9 protein-coding genes are annotated in these 15022 nt (G+C 72.6%); 3 read left to right on the forward strand and 6 right to left on the reverse strand.

Annotated elements, in window-relative coordinates; genetic code table 11:
- On the reverse strand, nt 1-4009 hold a 4009-nt coding region (locus tag EV376_RS00005; RefSeq protein ID WP_130320111.1), incomplete at its 3' end, for an NAD-glutamate dehydrogenase.
- A 287-nt stretch (nt 4010-4296) separates the two neighbouring features.
- Here EV376_RS00005 and EV376_RS00010 point away from each other — a divergent pair.
- Nucleotides 4297-6255: a penicillin-binding transpeptidase domain-containing protein gene (locus EV376_RS00010; protein ID WP_130320112.1), complete on the forward strand. Its 1959-nt coding sequence runs from the start codon at nt 4297-4299 to the stop codon at nt 6253-6255.
- A 129-nt stretch (nt 6256-6384) separates the two neighbouring features.
- On the opposite strand, the gene EV376_RS00015 is transcribed toward EV376_RS00010, so the two are convergent.
- The 5 genes from EV376_RS00015 to EV376_RS00035 all read right to left on the reverse strand — a co-directional run bounded on the left by EV376_RS00015 (nt 6385) and on the right by EV376_RS00035 (nt 12791).
- On the reverse strand, nt 6385-7722 hold the full coding sequence (locus EV376_RS00015; protein ID WP_486482476.1) for an arginase family protein: 1338 nt from the start codon (nt 7720-7722) through the stop codon (nt 6385-6387).
- Nucleotides 7723-7789: 67 nt separating this feature from the next.
- Nucleotides 7790-8704 (reverse strand): tetratricopeptide repeat protein, encoded by a 915-nt coding sequence (locus tag EV376_RS00020; RefSeq protein WP_130320113.1) that lies wholly within the window; start codon nt 8702-8704, stop codon nt 7790-7792.
- A gap of 95 nt (nt 8705-8799) precedes the next feature.
- Nucleotides 8800-10488: a coenzyme B12-dependent isobutyryl-CoA mutase large subunit gene (gene icmA, locus EV376_RS00025; RefSeq protein ID WP_130320114.1), complete on the reverse strand. Its 1689-nt coding sequence runs from the start codon at nt 10486-10488 to the stop codon at nt 8800-8802.
- Between the two features lie 105 nt (nt 10489-10593).
- Entirely contained in the window at nt 10594-11529 is a 936-nt protein-coding gene (gene meaB / locus EV376_RS00030; protein WP_486482845.1) for a methylmalonyl Co-A mutase-associated GTPase MeaB, read from the reverse strand.
- Between the two features lie 62 nt (nt 11530-11591).
- Complete coding sequence (locus EV376_RS00035; RefSeq protein ID WP_130320116.1) at nt 11592-12791, reverse strand: acetyl-CoA C-acetyltransferase; 1200 nt, start codon at nt 12789-12791, stop codon at nt 11592-11594.
- A gap of 63 nt (nt 12792-12854) precedes the next feature.
- Between EV376_RS00035 and mce the strand changes: the two genes are divergently transcribed.
- Nucleotides 12855-13319 (forward strand): methylmalonyl-CoA epimerase, encoded by a 465-nt coding sequence (gene mce / locus EV376_RS00040; RefSeq protein WP_130320117.1) that lies wholly within the window; start codon nt 12855-12857, stop codon nt 13317-13319.
- Nucleotides 13320-13625: 306 nt separating this feature from the next.
- A complete protein-coding gene (gene ccrA, locus EV376_RS00045) occupies nt 13626-14981 on the forward strand; it encodes a crotonyl-CoA carboxylase/reductase (RefSeq protein WP_130328462.1) in 1356 nt (451 codons plus the stop codon).
- Nucleotides 14982-15022: the final 41 nt, after the last annotated feature.

Raw genomic sequence — 15022 nt, forward strand, 5'->3', positions numbered from 1 at the left:
CCGCCAGTTCCTCGTCCGGCGGCAGCGCCTCCAGCGCCCGGTCCAGCTCACCGGAGCGCTCCAGATCAGTGATCATCCGCCGGTGCACCGGCAGCAGTGACGCGGCCTGGGCCTGGGCGTTGTTGATCGCCCGGGCCTGGTCGTAGTTGTCCCGCAGCACCAGCTCGGCGACCTCGTCGGTCATCTCGGCCAGCAGCCCGTCCCGCTCGGCGACCGACAGCTGCCCGTCGGCGACCGCCGTGTTCAGCAGGATCTTGATGTTCACCTCGTGGTCGGAGCAGTTCACCCCGGCCGCGTTGTCGATGAAGTCGGTGTAGATCCGGCCGCCGCCCAGCGCGTACTCGATCCGGCCGAGCTGGGTCCAGCCCAGGTTGCCGCCCTCGCCGGCCACCCGGCAGCGCAGATCCTTGCCGTTGACCCGGATCGCGTCGTTGGACTTGTCGCCCACCTCGGCGTTGGTCTGGCTGGACGCCTTCACGTAGGTGCCGATGCCGCCGTTCCAGAACAGGTCGACCGGCGCGGTGAGGATGGCCTTCATCAGCTCCTGCGGCGACATCTGCGTGACGTCGTCGTCGAGGTCGAGCACCGCGCGCACCTCGGGCGAGATCGGCACCGACTTGGCGGTACGCGGGAACACCCCACCGCCGGCCGAGATCAGCTCGGCGTTGTAGTCCTCCCACGACGACCGCGGCAGGTCGTACAACCGCTTCCGCTCCGCCCACGAGATGGCCGCGTCCGGGTCGGGGTCGAGGAAGATGTGCCGGTGGTCGAACGCGGCCACCAACCGGATGTGCTTCGACAGCAGCATCCCGTTGCCGAAGACGTCGCCGGACATGTCGCCGACACCGACCACGGTGAAGTCCTGCGTCTGGGTGTCGTGCCCCAGCTCGCGGAAGTGCCGCTTCACCGACTCCCAGGCACCGCGTGCGGTGATGCCCATCTTCTTGTGGTCGTAACCCGCCGACCCGCCGGAGGCGAACGCGTCCCCCAGCCAGAAGTTGTGCGCCGTGGAGATCTCGTTGGCGATGTCGGAGAACGTGGCGGTGCCCTTGTCCGCCGCGACCACCATGTACGGGTCGTCCCCGTCGTGGCGGACCACGTCCTCCGGCGGCACGATCTCGCCGCTGACGATGTTGTCGGTGACGTCCAGCAGCCCGGAGACGAACGCCTTGTAGCAGGCGACCGCCTCGTCCCGGTCACCCGGCTTCTGCTTCAGCACGAAGCCGCCCTTGGCGCCGACCGGCACGATCACCGCGTTCTTCACCATCTGCGCCTTGACCAGGCCCAGCACCTCGGTCCGGAAGTCCTCCCGGCGATCCGACCAGCGCAGCCCGCCCCGGGCCACCGGCCCGAACCGCAGGTGCACGCCCTCGAACCGGGGCGAGTAGACGAAGATCTCGAACTTCGGCCGGGGCGCCGGCAGGTCCGGGATCGCCTGCGGGTCGAGCTTGAGGGCCACGTACGACTTCGGCCGCCCGTCGGCCCGCTTCTGGTAGAAGCTGGTCCGCAGGGTGGCCTGGATCAGCGTCAGGTACGACCGCAGGATCCGGTCCTGGTCCAGGCTGGCCACGTCGTCCAGCGCGGCGTGCAGCTCGGACACCAGCTCCTTGCTCTGCTGCTGGCGCTGCTCCGGGCTGGTCGCCCCGGGCGCGAACCGCGTCTCGAAGAGCCGCACCAGCAGGGCCGCGATCCGCGGGTACGCGATGAACGTCGACTCCATGTACTCCTGCGAGAAGACCGTGCCCGCCTGGCGCAGGTACTTCGCGTACGCCCGCAGCACGACCACCTGCCGCCAGGTGAGGCCGCCGCGCAGGACCAGCTCGTTGAAGCCGTCCACCTCGGCCTCGCCGCGCCACGCCGCCGCGAAGGCGTTCTCCACGTGCGGGCGCACCTCGGCCAGCTCCTGGTGCCCCTCGGGCAGGCGCAGCCCGAAGTCGTACAGCCAGATCCGGCCGTCGACCCGCTCCACCTCGTACGGGTGCTCGTCGACCACCCGCACGCCGAGCGAGTGCAGCACCGGGAGCACCGCCGACAGCATCATCGGCTCGCCGTACCGGTAGACCTTGAACCGCACGTCCATCGACTCGTCGACGTCCGTCGCGCGGCTGCCGGCGCGCGGCGCCAGCTGTTTGCGGAACAGGTGCATCTCCAGCTGGCCGGGCTCCTCCAGCAGCTCCAGCTTCGCCAGGTCCTTCATCGCCTCGTACGGCGTGTGCCCGTCCTTGTAGCCCTCCGGGAAGGCGTCGGCGTACCGGGCGAACAGGTGCTTGGCCTGCTCGTCGCCGAGCTTGCGCTCCAGCACCAGTCGGTAGTCGTCGTCCCAGAGGCGGGTGGCGTCGGCCAGTTCCTCGGCGAGCAGGTCCGCGTCGATGTCACCCGGCGGCTTGGTCGGGTCGGTCCGGACGATGAAGTGCACCCGCGCGAGCATCGACTCGGTGACCCGGGTCGTGTAGTCCACCCCGACACCGTTCAGCTCACGCAGCAGGATGTCCTGCATCCGGAGCCGGTTCTGGGTGGTGAACCGGTCCCGCGGGAGGTAGATCAGGCAGGAGATGAACCGCCCGTACGCGTCCCGCCGCAGGAACACCCGCAGCTGCCGGCGGCCGGCCATGCGCAGCACGCCGATCACCGCGTGGTAGAGGTCGTCGGTCTTGATCTGGAACAGCTCGTCGCGCGGGTAGGTCTCCAGGATCTGGAGCAGGTCCTTGCCCGAGTGGCTGCGCTGGCTCAGGCCCGAGCGCTCGAGCACCTCCGCCACCTTGCGCCGCACCACCGGCAGCTCCCGCACGCTGGTGCGGTACGCGGCGGTGGAGAACAGGCCGAGGAAGCGCCGCTCCCCGACCACCTCACCGGCCTCGTCGAACACCTTGAAGCCGATGTAGTCCAGGTACGCCGACCGGTGCACGGTGGCCCGCGAGTTCGCCTTGGTGATGATCAGCAGGCGCTTCTCGGTGACCCGCTCGTGTGCCTCCGGCGTCATCGACGACAGGACCCGCGCCTCGGTGGAGTCCGACCGCAGGATGCCCAGGCCGGTGCCGAGCACCGCCTGCAACGCCTGTCCGCTGCCACCGTCGGGCGCATCCACCAGGCGGTACTCCCGGTAGCCGAGGAAGGTGAAGTGGTCGTGGGCCAGCCACCGCAGCAGCTCGACCGAGTCGGTGATGTCCTTCTCCGGCACCGGCGGCCGGTTGTCGCTGGTACGGGCGGCGGCCAGCTCGTCGGCCAGCCCCAGCGCCCGCTGGCGCATCTTCGGCCAGTCCTCGACCGCCTCCCGCACGTCGGTGAGCACCCGCTGGAGCTCCCGGCGCAGGTTGTCCCGCTCGCCGGCGTCCCGGACCGGGTCGATCTCGATCCGCATCCAGCTCTCGACCAGATCGCCGGCGATCGCGTCGTCGGGCTCCACGTCGGCGGCCACCTCGACCAGCCGGCCGAGTGGCTCGCGCCGGACCACCACGAGCGGGTGGACCAGCAGGTGCACGTCGAGGTGGTGCGAATTGAGCAGGGCGGTCACCGAGTCCACCAGGAACGGCATGTCGTCGGTGACGATCTCGACGACCGTGTGGTGCTGGTCGGCGTCGGGTGAGTGGATCCGCAGCTTCAACTCGCCCGGTACCCGCTGCTGGGCGAGCTCCCGGTGGGCCCGCGCCGCCTCGAGCATCTCCTCGGCGGTGAAGCCGATCAGCTCCTCGTCCGGCGCGTACCGCCAGTAGCGGCCGACCAGCGACGCCGCGTCGTGGTCGTCGCCGGCGAGCGCGACCGCCTGCGCCACCAGGCGTTCCGCGTTGGGTACCGGTTCGTCGAGCTCGGCGTCCTCCGCGTCCCCGGCCAGCGCGTCGGCGGGCAGGCCCAGGTCGTAGATGGTGTCGATGCTCGAGCCGGTCAAGCCGGTCACGCCGGTGTCGACGTGGCCGAACCCGTCGGAATCGGTCGCCGAATCGAAGTTGTCGTCCCGGCCGGTGTCAACCTGCCGGAGGTCGGGTCCCGGTTTAGTAGCCGGACGCCGGTCCATCGGTGCCACTCCCCTCGACCCACCGCGTTGTGGGTCACTCTGCCGCCCACCATAGGCCCTGCCGATCCGCGCCTTGGTCGGCGGACCGTGGTGCGGACGTCCGGTTCAGGACTGTCGTCCTTTCACCTCTTGCGGTACGCGGTCGGCCCGTCCCGGGATACCCCGCCTCCGGTTGTTCATCACACCGTCCCGGGTGCGTCTTTCCACCCGCCCCGGCCCGACGGGGTACGAGGGGGACGGCACGGTCGTACTACGGTGCAGGCAGTCCATACCTCGGGGGAAGATCAATGCACCTACCGTACCGACGTCGTCACCGATCGTCACCACGACCGCTCGCCCTGTTCGCCACCGCCCTGCTCGCCGCCGCCGGGCTCACCGCCTGTTCCGGGGAGGACGGGCCGGACCGCAGCGTCGACGCCTTTCTGAAGGGCTGGCGGTCGGGGGACCTCAACGCGGTCGGCTTCGTCGACGCCACCGGTGCCCGCGTGCCGGCGGCCGACGTGGCGCAGGCGATCAAGGAGCTCTCCGGCGAGCTGGCCGGCAACCCGCCGGCGCTACGGCGCAGCGGGGAGTCGACGGTCACCGCCAACACGGCCACCGCCAAGGTCCACGTCGAGTGGACCCTGCCCGGCGACACCCGCTGGGCGTACGACCGGCCGGTACGGCTCATTCGGGGCAGCGGCGACGACTGGCAGGTCATCTGGGAACCGCAGATCGTCCACGAGCAGCTCACCCGGGGGGACCGGTTGGGCCTGCGCCGCGAGTCCGGGCCCCGGGCGGCGGTGCTGGACGCGGCCGGCCGGCCGCTGGTGGCGCCGCGGCCGGTGGTCCGGGTCAAGCTCGTCCCGCAGGAGATCTCCGACGTCCCGAAGGTCGTCCGGCAGCTCGACGCCGCGTTCAAGGCGATCCGGCCGGCGCTCGTCCCGCCGGTGGACCTCTCCGACCTCCCCAAGCGGCTCGCCGAGGCCAAGCCCGACGCGCTCGTCGAGGTGGTGACCCTGCGGGACGAGGCGTACCGGCAGATCAAGCCCCGCATCTACGACCTGCCCGGCACCCGGTTCCCGGCGGACAAGCTCGACCTCGCGCCCACCCGCGAGTTCGCCCGGGCGGTGCTCGGCACGGTCGATCCGGCGCAGGCCGACGACCTCGCCAAGCACCCCGACCGGTACGCCCGCGGCGACCTGGTCGGCCACGGCGGCCTCCAGGGCCGGTACGACGAGCGCCTGCGCGGCGTCCCCGGGCTCACCGTGATCGTCAACCGCGCCGGCCCGGAGGGCACGCTCGTCCCCACCGGCGCCGAGCTGTTCCGGCGGGAGTTCCGGCCGGGTGAGCCGCTGAAGATTACCCTCGACGTGGCGACCCAGAACGCCGCCGACGCGGCGCTGCGCGCCGAGAAGCGGCGGGCCGCCCTGGTGGCCGTGCGGATCAGCGACGGCGCGGTGCTCGCCGCCGCCAACGGCCCCGGCCCGGCCGGGGAGAACCTCGCCTTCACCGCCCAGGTGCCGCCCGGTTCCACCTTCAAGATGGTCAGCGCGCTGGCCCTGCTCGACCGGGGCGCGGTCACCCCCGACCAGCGGGTCGACTGCCCGAAGGTCCGCGAGGTCGACGGCCGCACCTTCAAGAACTCCGACAACTTCGAGCTCGGGTCGGTCCCGTTCCGCACCGACTTCGCGAAGTCCTGCAACACGGCCTTCGTCGCCCTGGCCCCGCAGCTCGGCGCCGACGGGCTCGCGGTCACCGGCCGGTCCCTCGGGCTGGAGGGCGACTGGGACCTCGGCCTGGACGCGTTCACCGGCAAGGTCTCCGCGAACGGCGGCGCGACCGAGCAGGCCGCCGCCGCGATCGGCCAGGGCACCACGATCGTCAGCCCGCTGGCCATGGCCTCGGCCACCGCGGCGGTGGCCCGGGGCCGGTTCGTGCAGCCCAAGCTGGTGCCGGACCCGGCACCGGCACGGCCGGCCGCCGACGGGCCCGAGCTGGCGGCCGAGCCGGTCGCGGCCGTGCGGGCGATGATGCGTGAGGTGGTCACCGCCGGCAGCGGCAGCGCGCTGCGCGACGTGCCCGGGGACCCGGTGCACGGCAAGACCGGCACCGCCGAGTACGACGACAACCCGGCGAACACGCACGCCTGGTTCGTGGGCTGGCAGGGGGACGTCGCGTTCGCCGTTTTCGTCGAGCGGGGCGGCTCCGGCAGCGCCACCGCGGTCCCGATCGCCGAACGGTTCCTGCGCGCCCTGGGCCGCTGACCCGGGCCGCGGGTGCGGCGCGCGCATGGCGATTCCCCGATGCCGGCGGCATCTGGGCTCGGGGCCCCCGCGCCACCCCCGCGCCACGCCGGGAGTCGACCATGGTGGGGGCCCGCGCGGGTCGCGGGGTCAGGCGCCGCCGGCCGCCGTCTGCGGCGGGTCGTCCGCCGTGGCCGGGCGACCGTCGCCGTCCTCGTCCGCGGACAGGTTGCGGCGGAGCAGGCCCGGCCCGGCCGAGGCGGGCGGCCCGACCGGCTCCAGCAGGTCGGCGCGCGGCGCCGCGGAGCTGGTGGGTTCCGGGCTGGCGGGACGCGGCGCCTCCGGCAGGGCGGTGGTCTCCCGGCGCTCCCGCCGGATCTCCGGCACCGCGGGGACCTCCCGGCGCTCCCGCCGGATCTCCGGCACGGCGGTGGTCTCCCGGCGGTCCCCCGGCACGGTGGGCTGGAGCGCCGGCCGGCGGTCCGGGCCGGTGACGACCACCGGACGCTCCGGGCCCCGGCGCGGTGACGGGGTGGCGGACGGCTCGGTGACCAGCCGGGGCGGGACCGCCCCCGGCGCGGACACCGGTCGCAACCCGGCCACCAGGGTGTTGACGATCTCGGCCGCGTACGACCCGTCCGGGTCGTAGTCGGGGTCGAAGACGGTCAGCTCGACGCCGAGGCAGTGCGGGGTGTCGACCAGGCCGGCGAGCAGGATCTCCAGCTCGGCGAAGGCGATCCCGCCCGGGTCGGGGGCGTCGACGGCGGGCATCACCGCCGGGTCCAGCACGTCCACGTCGACGTGCACCCAGTAGCCGGCACAGTCGGCGAGCTGCTCGTGCGCCCACTGGGCGGTGCGGGCGGCGCCCTCGGCGCGCAGCGCCGGCACCGGCCGGGTGGTGATCCCGGCGGCCTGGAGGTCGAGGCGGTACTCGTCCTGCGCGCGGATGCCCAGCACCACCACGTCGATGTCCCGGAAGTACGGCCGCCGCCCCTCGATGGCCGCCAGGTCGGCCTGGCCCCGGCCGGTGACCAGGGCGAGGTCCTCACCGGCGGCCGCGCCCACGTAGGAGGCGTTGCCGGGGTGCCGGAAGTCGGAGTGGCCGTCGACGAAGACCAGCCCGATCCGGCCGCCCACCGCCTCGCCGAGCCGGTGCATGGCCAGCGCCGAGCCGAGCAGGACCGAGCAGTCCCCGCCCAGCACCAGCGGGAACTCGCCCCGGTCGATGATCGCGCCGATCCGCTCGGCGAGTGCCGCCGAGTAGTCGGCGATCTCGCGGGCATGGCAGACGCCGTCGCCGGGCCGCCAGTCACCCGGGTCGTACCGGGGCGGGGTCAGGCAGCCGGCGTCGCGTGCCCGGAGGCGGGCGAGCAGGCCGTGGTCGCGCAACGCGCCGGGGGCCTTGGCACAGCCCGGCACCGAGGTGGGCGTCGGCGGGCGCAGGCCGAGGTTCGTGGGCGCGTCGAGGACGGCGATCCGGCGCATCATGGGCTCCCGTCCTCTAGGTGTCGGGCGGGCCGGCCGGTCACGCCGGCCCGCGCTGGCGTGCGATGGGTCAGAAAAGGGCGCTGGCCAGGGCCCGGCGCGCCGAGGCCACCGCGGGGTCGTCCGGGCCGGCGATGGTGAACAGCCCGACCAGGTGCTGGCGTACCTTCTCCCGGTCGTCGCCGGCGGTGCGGCGGACCACGCCGACCAGGCGCTGGTAAGCCTGCTCGGCCATGCCGCTGAGCACCTCGATGTCGGCCGCCAGCAGTTGGGCGTCGACGTCGTCCGGGTCGGCCGCCGCGGCGGCGAGCGCCGCCTGCGGGTCGGCGCCGGCGACCCGGCGGGCCAGCCCGACCTGGGCCAGCCCCGCCTCCGCCGCGGCGTCCGACGGGGCCTCGGCGAGGATCTTCCGGTACGCGCGCTCCGCCGCGTCCAGGTCGCCGCTCATCAGCGCGTCGTCGGCCTCGTCGAGCCGGGGATCGCTCGACTCGGCCACGGTCACGCCGCCGGCCTTCAGGACCGCCTGGATCCACTGCCGCAGCTGGGCCTCCGGCACCACCCCGGAGAACGCGTCGACGGGCTGGCCGCCGACCACCGCGTACACCATCGGGATGCCCTGCACCCGGAACATCTGGGCGAGCCGCGGGTTGGCATCCACGTCGACCTTGGCCAGCACCCAGGCGCCGCCGCCCTCGACGGCGAGCCGCTCCAGCACCGGCGAGAGCTGCTTGCAGGGCTCGCACCACTCGGCCCAGAAGTCGACGACCACGGGTGTGCTGAGCGACCGTTCGAGGACCTCGGCCTGGAAGGTCGCCTCGGTCACGTCGACGACGGTGACCGCGCTCGCGACGGCCCCGCCGGGCGCTCCGGCGGGAGGACCGGACTGGACCGGTGCGGTGGTCGGGGTCGGTGCGGGGGTGCGCAGCGCGCTGAGGTCTACCGCGCCGCGGGTGAAGATCGACGAGGTGATCCGTGGGTCGCTCATGGTTACCTAGTCTCGCACGCGCGACGCCGATCTCCGCTCATCGGCAACGCCGAAGGTCGCAGTTCTCACGCAGGTCACCGCCCCCGCACCCGGCGTCAGAAGCGGGCTGGTTCGCGGTAGATGCCCCATTCGGCGCGGAGGGCGTCGCAGATCTCGCCGAGGGTGGCCTCGGCCCGTACCGCGTCGAGCATGGCCGGGATCATGTTCTCCTCGGTACGGCTCACCGCGACCATCCGCTCGATCGCCGCCTTGACGGCGGTCTCGTCCCGGGTCGACTTGCGCTCGGCGAGGACGCGCTTCTGCTCCAGCTCGACCTCGTGCGAGATCCGCAGGATCTCCAGGTCCTTCGCCACCGTGCCGGTGTGGCAGTTGACCCCGACGATCTTCTTGTCGCCCTTCTCCAGCGCCTGCTGGTACACGAACGCCGCCTCGGCGATCTGCGAGGTGAACCAGCCGTCCTCGATGCCCCGCAGGATGCCCGAGGTCATCGGGCCGATCTGGTGCGGGCCCTCGCCGCCGAGCTGCCGGATCCGGGCGAAGATCTCCTCCGCCTCGGCCTCGATCTTGTCGGTGAGCGCCTCCACGTACCAGGAGCCGCCCAGCGGGTCGGCCACGTTGGTCACCCCGGTCTCCTCCATCAGCACCTGCTGGGTACGCAGGGCGATCTCGGCGGACTCGTCGGTGGGCAGCGCGAGCGTCTCGTCGAGGGCGTTGGTGTGCAGCGAGTTCGTGCCGCCGAGCACCGCCGCGAGCGCCTCCACGGCCGTCCGCACCACGTTGTTGACCGGCTGCTGCGCGGTCAGCGAGACACCGGCGGTCTGCGTGTGGAACCGCAGCCACTGCGCCTTCTCGCTGGTCGCGCCGTAGACGTCACGCAGCCAGCGGGCCCAGATCCGGCGGGCGGCGCGGAACTTCGCGATCTCCTCGAAGAAGTCCACATGGGAGTCGAAGAAGAAGCTCAGGCCCGGCGCGAAGACGTTGACGTCCAGCCCGCGCGACAGCCCCAGCTCCACGTACCCGAAGCCGTCGGCGAGCGTGTACGCCAGCTCCTGCGCGGCCGTGGAGCCCGCCTCCCGGATGTGGTATCCGGAGACCGACAGCGGCTTGTACCGGGGGATCTCCCGGGCGCAGTACTCCATCAGGTCGCCGATGAGGCGCAGGTGCGGCTCGGGGTCGAAGAGCCACTCCTTCTGCGCGATGTACTCCTTGAAGATGTCCGTCTGGAGCGTGCCGTCCAGGCGGGACAGGTCGGCGCCCTGCCGTTCGGCGGCCACCAGGTACATGCAGAACACCGGGACGGCCGGCCCGGAGATGGTCATGCTCGTCGTGACGCCGCCCAGGTCGATGCCGTCGAAGAGCGTCTCCATGTCGGCGGCGCTGTCCACCGCGACGCCGCAGTGGCCGACCTCGCCGAGCGCCTGCGGGTCGTCCGAGTCGCGGCCCATCAGGGTGGGCATGTCGAAGGCGACGGAGAGCCCGCCACCGCCGGCACCCAGGATCATCTTGTAGCGCTCGTTGGTCTGCCGCGCGTTGCCGAAGCCGGCGAACTGCCGGATCGTCCACGTCCGCCCCCGGTAGCCGGTCGGGTACAACCCCCGGGTGTACGGGAACTCGCCCGGCCAGCCGATCCGTTCGAACCCGGGGTAGGCGGCGCCCTCGGGCGGCCCGTACACGGGGTCCACGCTCATCCCGGACAGCGTGGTGAAGTCGGCGTCCCGCTTGCGCGCGGCGTCATAGCGGGCCTGCCAGCGTGCCCGTCCGGCGGCGATCTCGTGGGCGTTCATCCGCGGGGCTCCTCCTCGAGTCCTCGACTGCACCCCGAGTGTAGAGCCGGAGCCTGAACGATCGCTAAGGAAGTTCGTACCGTCCGGTAACGTGGCTGGCCGCCGTCAGGAGGCGAGCTGGTCGAGCAGCTGGTCCGCCGCCGCGTACGGGTCGAGCGACCCCTCGGCCACCTTGGCGGCGAGCGCCGGCAGCTCCGTACCGTCGCGCAGCGAGCCGATCCGGTCCCGCAGCGCGCCGAGCGCGATCGCCTCGATCTCGGCGGCGGCCCGGGCCTCCTGCCGGCGGCGCAGCTCGCCGTGCTCGACCAGCCAGCCCCGGTGCTTGTCGATCGCCGCGGCGATGTCGTCGATCCCCTCGCCGCGGGCGGCGACGGCCCGCACCACCTGCGGCCGCCACTCCCCCGGCCCCCGCTCGCCCAGCGCGATCATGCCCTGGATGTCGCGGACGGCGGCGTCGGCGCCGTCCCGGTCGGCCTTGTTGACCACGAAGACGTCGGCGATCTCCAGGATGCCGGCCTTCACCGCCTGAATGGCGTCCCCCATCCCGGGCGCGAGCAGCACCAGCGTGGTGTCGGCCAGGGAGGCCACCTCCACCTCGGCCTGCCCGACGCCGACGGTCTCCACGAGCACCACGTCGCAGCCGGCGCCCTCCAGCACGCGCACCGCCTGCGGGGTGGCCGCCGACAGCCCGCCGAGGTGGCCGCGGCTGGACATCGACCGGATGTAGACGCCCGGATCGGTGGCGTGGTCCTGCATCCGGATCCGGTCGCCGAGGATCGCGCCGCCGGTGAACGGGCTCGACGGGTCGATCGCCAGCACACCCACCCGGTGCCCCCGGGCCCGCAGCGCCCGGACCAGCTCGTTGGTGGTGGTCGACTTGCCCACGCCGGGCGAGCCGGTCAGGCCGACCACCTGGGCCTGACCGGCGTAGGGCGCGAGCGCCGCCGCGATCCGCGGCAGCGTCTCGTCACCGGACTCGACCAGCGTGATGAGCCGGGCGACCGCGCGGGGGTCCCCCGCGCGCGCCCGCTCGACCAGCATGGGTACGTCCCGGCTGCGGCGCACCGGCGTCGCCGCGGCCGGGGCGTTGTCGACGTTCTCGCTCACTGACCACCCTCGGCGCCCGCCGGCACGTGGATGATCAGCGCGTCGCCCTGGCCGCCACCGCCGCACAGGGCCGCCGCCCCGGTGCCGCCGCCGCGCCGCTTCAGCTCCAGCGCCAGCGTCAGCACCAGCCGGGCGCCGGACATGCCGATCGGGTGGCCGAGGGCGATCGCGCCGCCGTTGACGTTGACCTTGTCCGGGTTGATCCCGAGGTCCCGGGTCGACTGGATGCCCACCTGGGCGAACGCCTCGTTGATCTCGATCAGGTCGAGGTCGTCGACGGTCAGGCCGGCCTTGCGCAGCGCGTGCTGGATGGCGTTCGACGGCTGCGAGTGCAGCGAGTTGTCGGGGCCGGCGACGTTGCCGTGGGCACCGATCTCGGCCAGCCAGGTGAGCCCGAGCTCCTTGGCCTTGGCCTTGCTCATCACCACCACCGCGGCGGCGCCGTCCGAGATCGGCGACGAGCTGCCGGCGGTGATGCTGCCGTCCCTGGTGAAGGCCGGTCGGAGCTTGGCCAGCGTCTCGACGGTGGTGTCCGGGCGGATCCCCTCGTCCTCGCTGATCACCAGCGGGTCGCCCTTGCGCTGCGGGATGACCACCGGGGTGATCTCGTCGGCGAAGTGGCCGTTCTTCTGGGCGGCGGCGGCCCGCTGGTGGCTGGCCGCGGCGAAGGCGTCCTGCTCCTCGCGGGAGATGTTCTTGGTCGTGCCGTGCCGCTCGGTCGACTCGCCCATCGCGCAGCAGTCCCAGGCGTCGGTCAGCCCGTCGAGCGCCATGTGGTCCTTGACCACCACGTCGCCGTACTTGTAGCCGCCGCGCTGGCCGAGCAGCAGGTGCGGGGCGTTGGTCATCGACTCCATGCCGCCGGCCACCACGATGTCGAACTCGCCGGCGCGGATCAGCTGGTCGGCCAGGGCGATGGCGTCCAGGCCGGAGAGGCACACCTTGTTGATGGTCAGGGCCGGGACGGACATCGGGATGCCCCCCTCGACGGCCGCCTGGCGGGCCGGGATCTGCCCCGCTCCGGCCTGGAGCACCTGGCCCATGATCACGTACTGAACCTGGTCGGGGGCGACGCCGGCGCGCTCCAGCGCCGCCTTGATGGCGATGCCGCCGAGCTTGGTCGCGGGGAGGTCCTTGAGGTTGCCCAGCAGGCGCCCCATGGGGGTCCGAGCGCCGCTGACGATCACCGAAGCCATACCTGCCTCCGAGGGGGGGTGCCGACCTGTACGCCTTAACGATTGTTCGGCCAGACTAGCGCCATGGCTGAGAACTCCCCCGTCGAGTCCGCTGCGGACTACATCACAGACATCGGGCTGCGCCGGATCGACCACGTCGGTGTCGCCGTGCCCGACCTGGACGCCGCCATCGACTTCTACCAGCGGACCTTCGGGATGCGCTGCGTACACACCGAGACCAACGAGGAACAGGGCGTCCGCGAGGCGATGCTCGCGGTCGGCCCGACCGCCGAGGGCGGCTGCGTGCAGCTGCTCGCCCCGTTGAGCCCGGAGAGCACCATCGGGCGGTTCCTCGACCGCAACGGCCCGGGTGTGCAGCAGGTCGCGTACACCGTGGCGGACATCGACGCCGCCTGCGCCAAGCTGCGCGAGCGGGGCGTCCGCCTGCTGTACGAGGAGCCGCGGCGCGGCACGGCGAACTCCCGGATCAACTTCGTCCACCCGAAGGACGCCGGTGGCGTCCTGGTCGAGCTGGTCGAGCCGGCCTGACCGGCTCGGACGGGCCCCTTGTCGACGCCTCGGGCGCAGCAGGGGGCCCGGTCAGACGCCCGCCACCAGTCCGCGAAGCACGGCATTGCGCGATTCGCAACCGGTGCAGGCAGCTTCACGCATCGGCGGGTGCCGTTTTTCACACAGGACTTCCGACTCTAGCTACCGTTCAGTAACGTCCGGCCTCACAGCAGCGCGGTCGTGCCGGATGTGTCGGATACCGACATGGTGGAGCGGCCGCACCGGCGCCGACGATGGCAGCACCTGTGCCCGCGGCGCGCGGGTGCGGACGAACGGGAGGTCGACGTGCAGGACATCCTCGAAGCGATCATGGCGGCGGAGGGCTCCGCGCAGCCGGAGCGTGAGCTCGCCGGCCTCGCCGGCCTCCCGGTACCCGACTCCTACCGGGGCGTCGTCGTGCGCGCCGAGGAGACCCGGATGTTCGACGGGATGGCCACCCGGGACAAGGACCCGCGCAAGGCGCTGCACGTGCAGGAGGTGCCGACCCCGGAGCTGGGCCCGGGTGAGGCGCTGGTCGCCGTGATGGCGAGCGCCATCAACTACAACACGGTCTGGACCAGCATCTTCGAGCCGCTGGCGACCTTCAAGTTCCTCCAGCGCTACGGCCGGCTCTCCGAGCTGACCAAGCGGCACGACCTGCCGTACCACGTGGTCGGTTCGGACGCGGCCGGCGTGGTCCTGCGCACCGGCCCGGGCGTGACCCGGTGGAAGGCCGGCGACGAGGTGGTCGCCCACTGCCTCTCGGTCGAGCTGGAGGACGCGGCCGGCCACGACGACACCATGCTCGACCCGCAGCAGCGGATCTGGGGCTTCGAGACCAACTTCGGCGGCCTCGCCGAGCTGGCGGTGGTCAAGGCGAACCAGCTCATGCCGAAGCCCCGCCACCTCAGCTGGGAGGAGGCGGCGAGCCCCGGCCTGGTCAACTCCACCGCCTACCGGCAGCTCGTCTCCCATCACGGCGCCAACATGAAGCAGGGCGACGTGGTGCTGATCTGGGGCGCCTCGGGCGGCCTCGGCAGCTACGCCACCCAGATGGCGCTCAACGGCGGGGCGATCCCGGTCTGCGTCGTCTCCTCGCCGGACAAGGCGGAGCTGTGCCGGAAGATGGGTGCCGAGCTGGTCATCGACCGGGCCGCCGAGGGCTTCCGGTTCTGGAAGGACGAGCAGACCCAGGACCAGGACGAGTGGCGCCGCTTCGGCGAGCGGATCCGCGAGCTGACCGGCGGCGAGGACCCGGACATCGTCTTCGAGCACCCGGGCCGGGAAACCTTCGGCGCCAGCGTCTTCGTCACCAAGCGCGGCGGCACGATCGTCACCTGCGCGTCGACCAGCGGCTACCAGCACCAGTACGACAACCGCTACCTCTGGATGCACCTCAAGCGGATCGTCGGCAGCCACTTCGCGAACTACCGGGAGGCGTGGGAGGCGAACCGCCTGATCGCGCTCGGCAAGATCCACCCGACGGTGTCGAAGACCTACGAGCTGGCGCAGACCGGCCAGGCCGCGTACGAGGTGCACCGCAACGCGCACCAGGGCAAGGTCGGCGTACGCTGCCTCGCCCCGACCGACGGCCTCGGCATCCGGGACGCGGAGTTCCGGGCGCGGCACGAGGCGGCGATCAACCGGTTCCGCGGCCACTGACCGTACGGACGAGGCGGCGGCAACCATTGCGGTGACCCGCG

Source organism: Micromonospora sp. CNZ295, assembly GCF_004217535.1.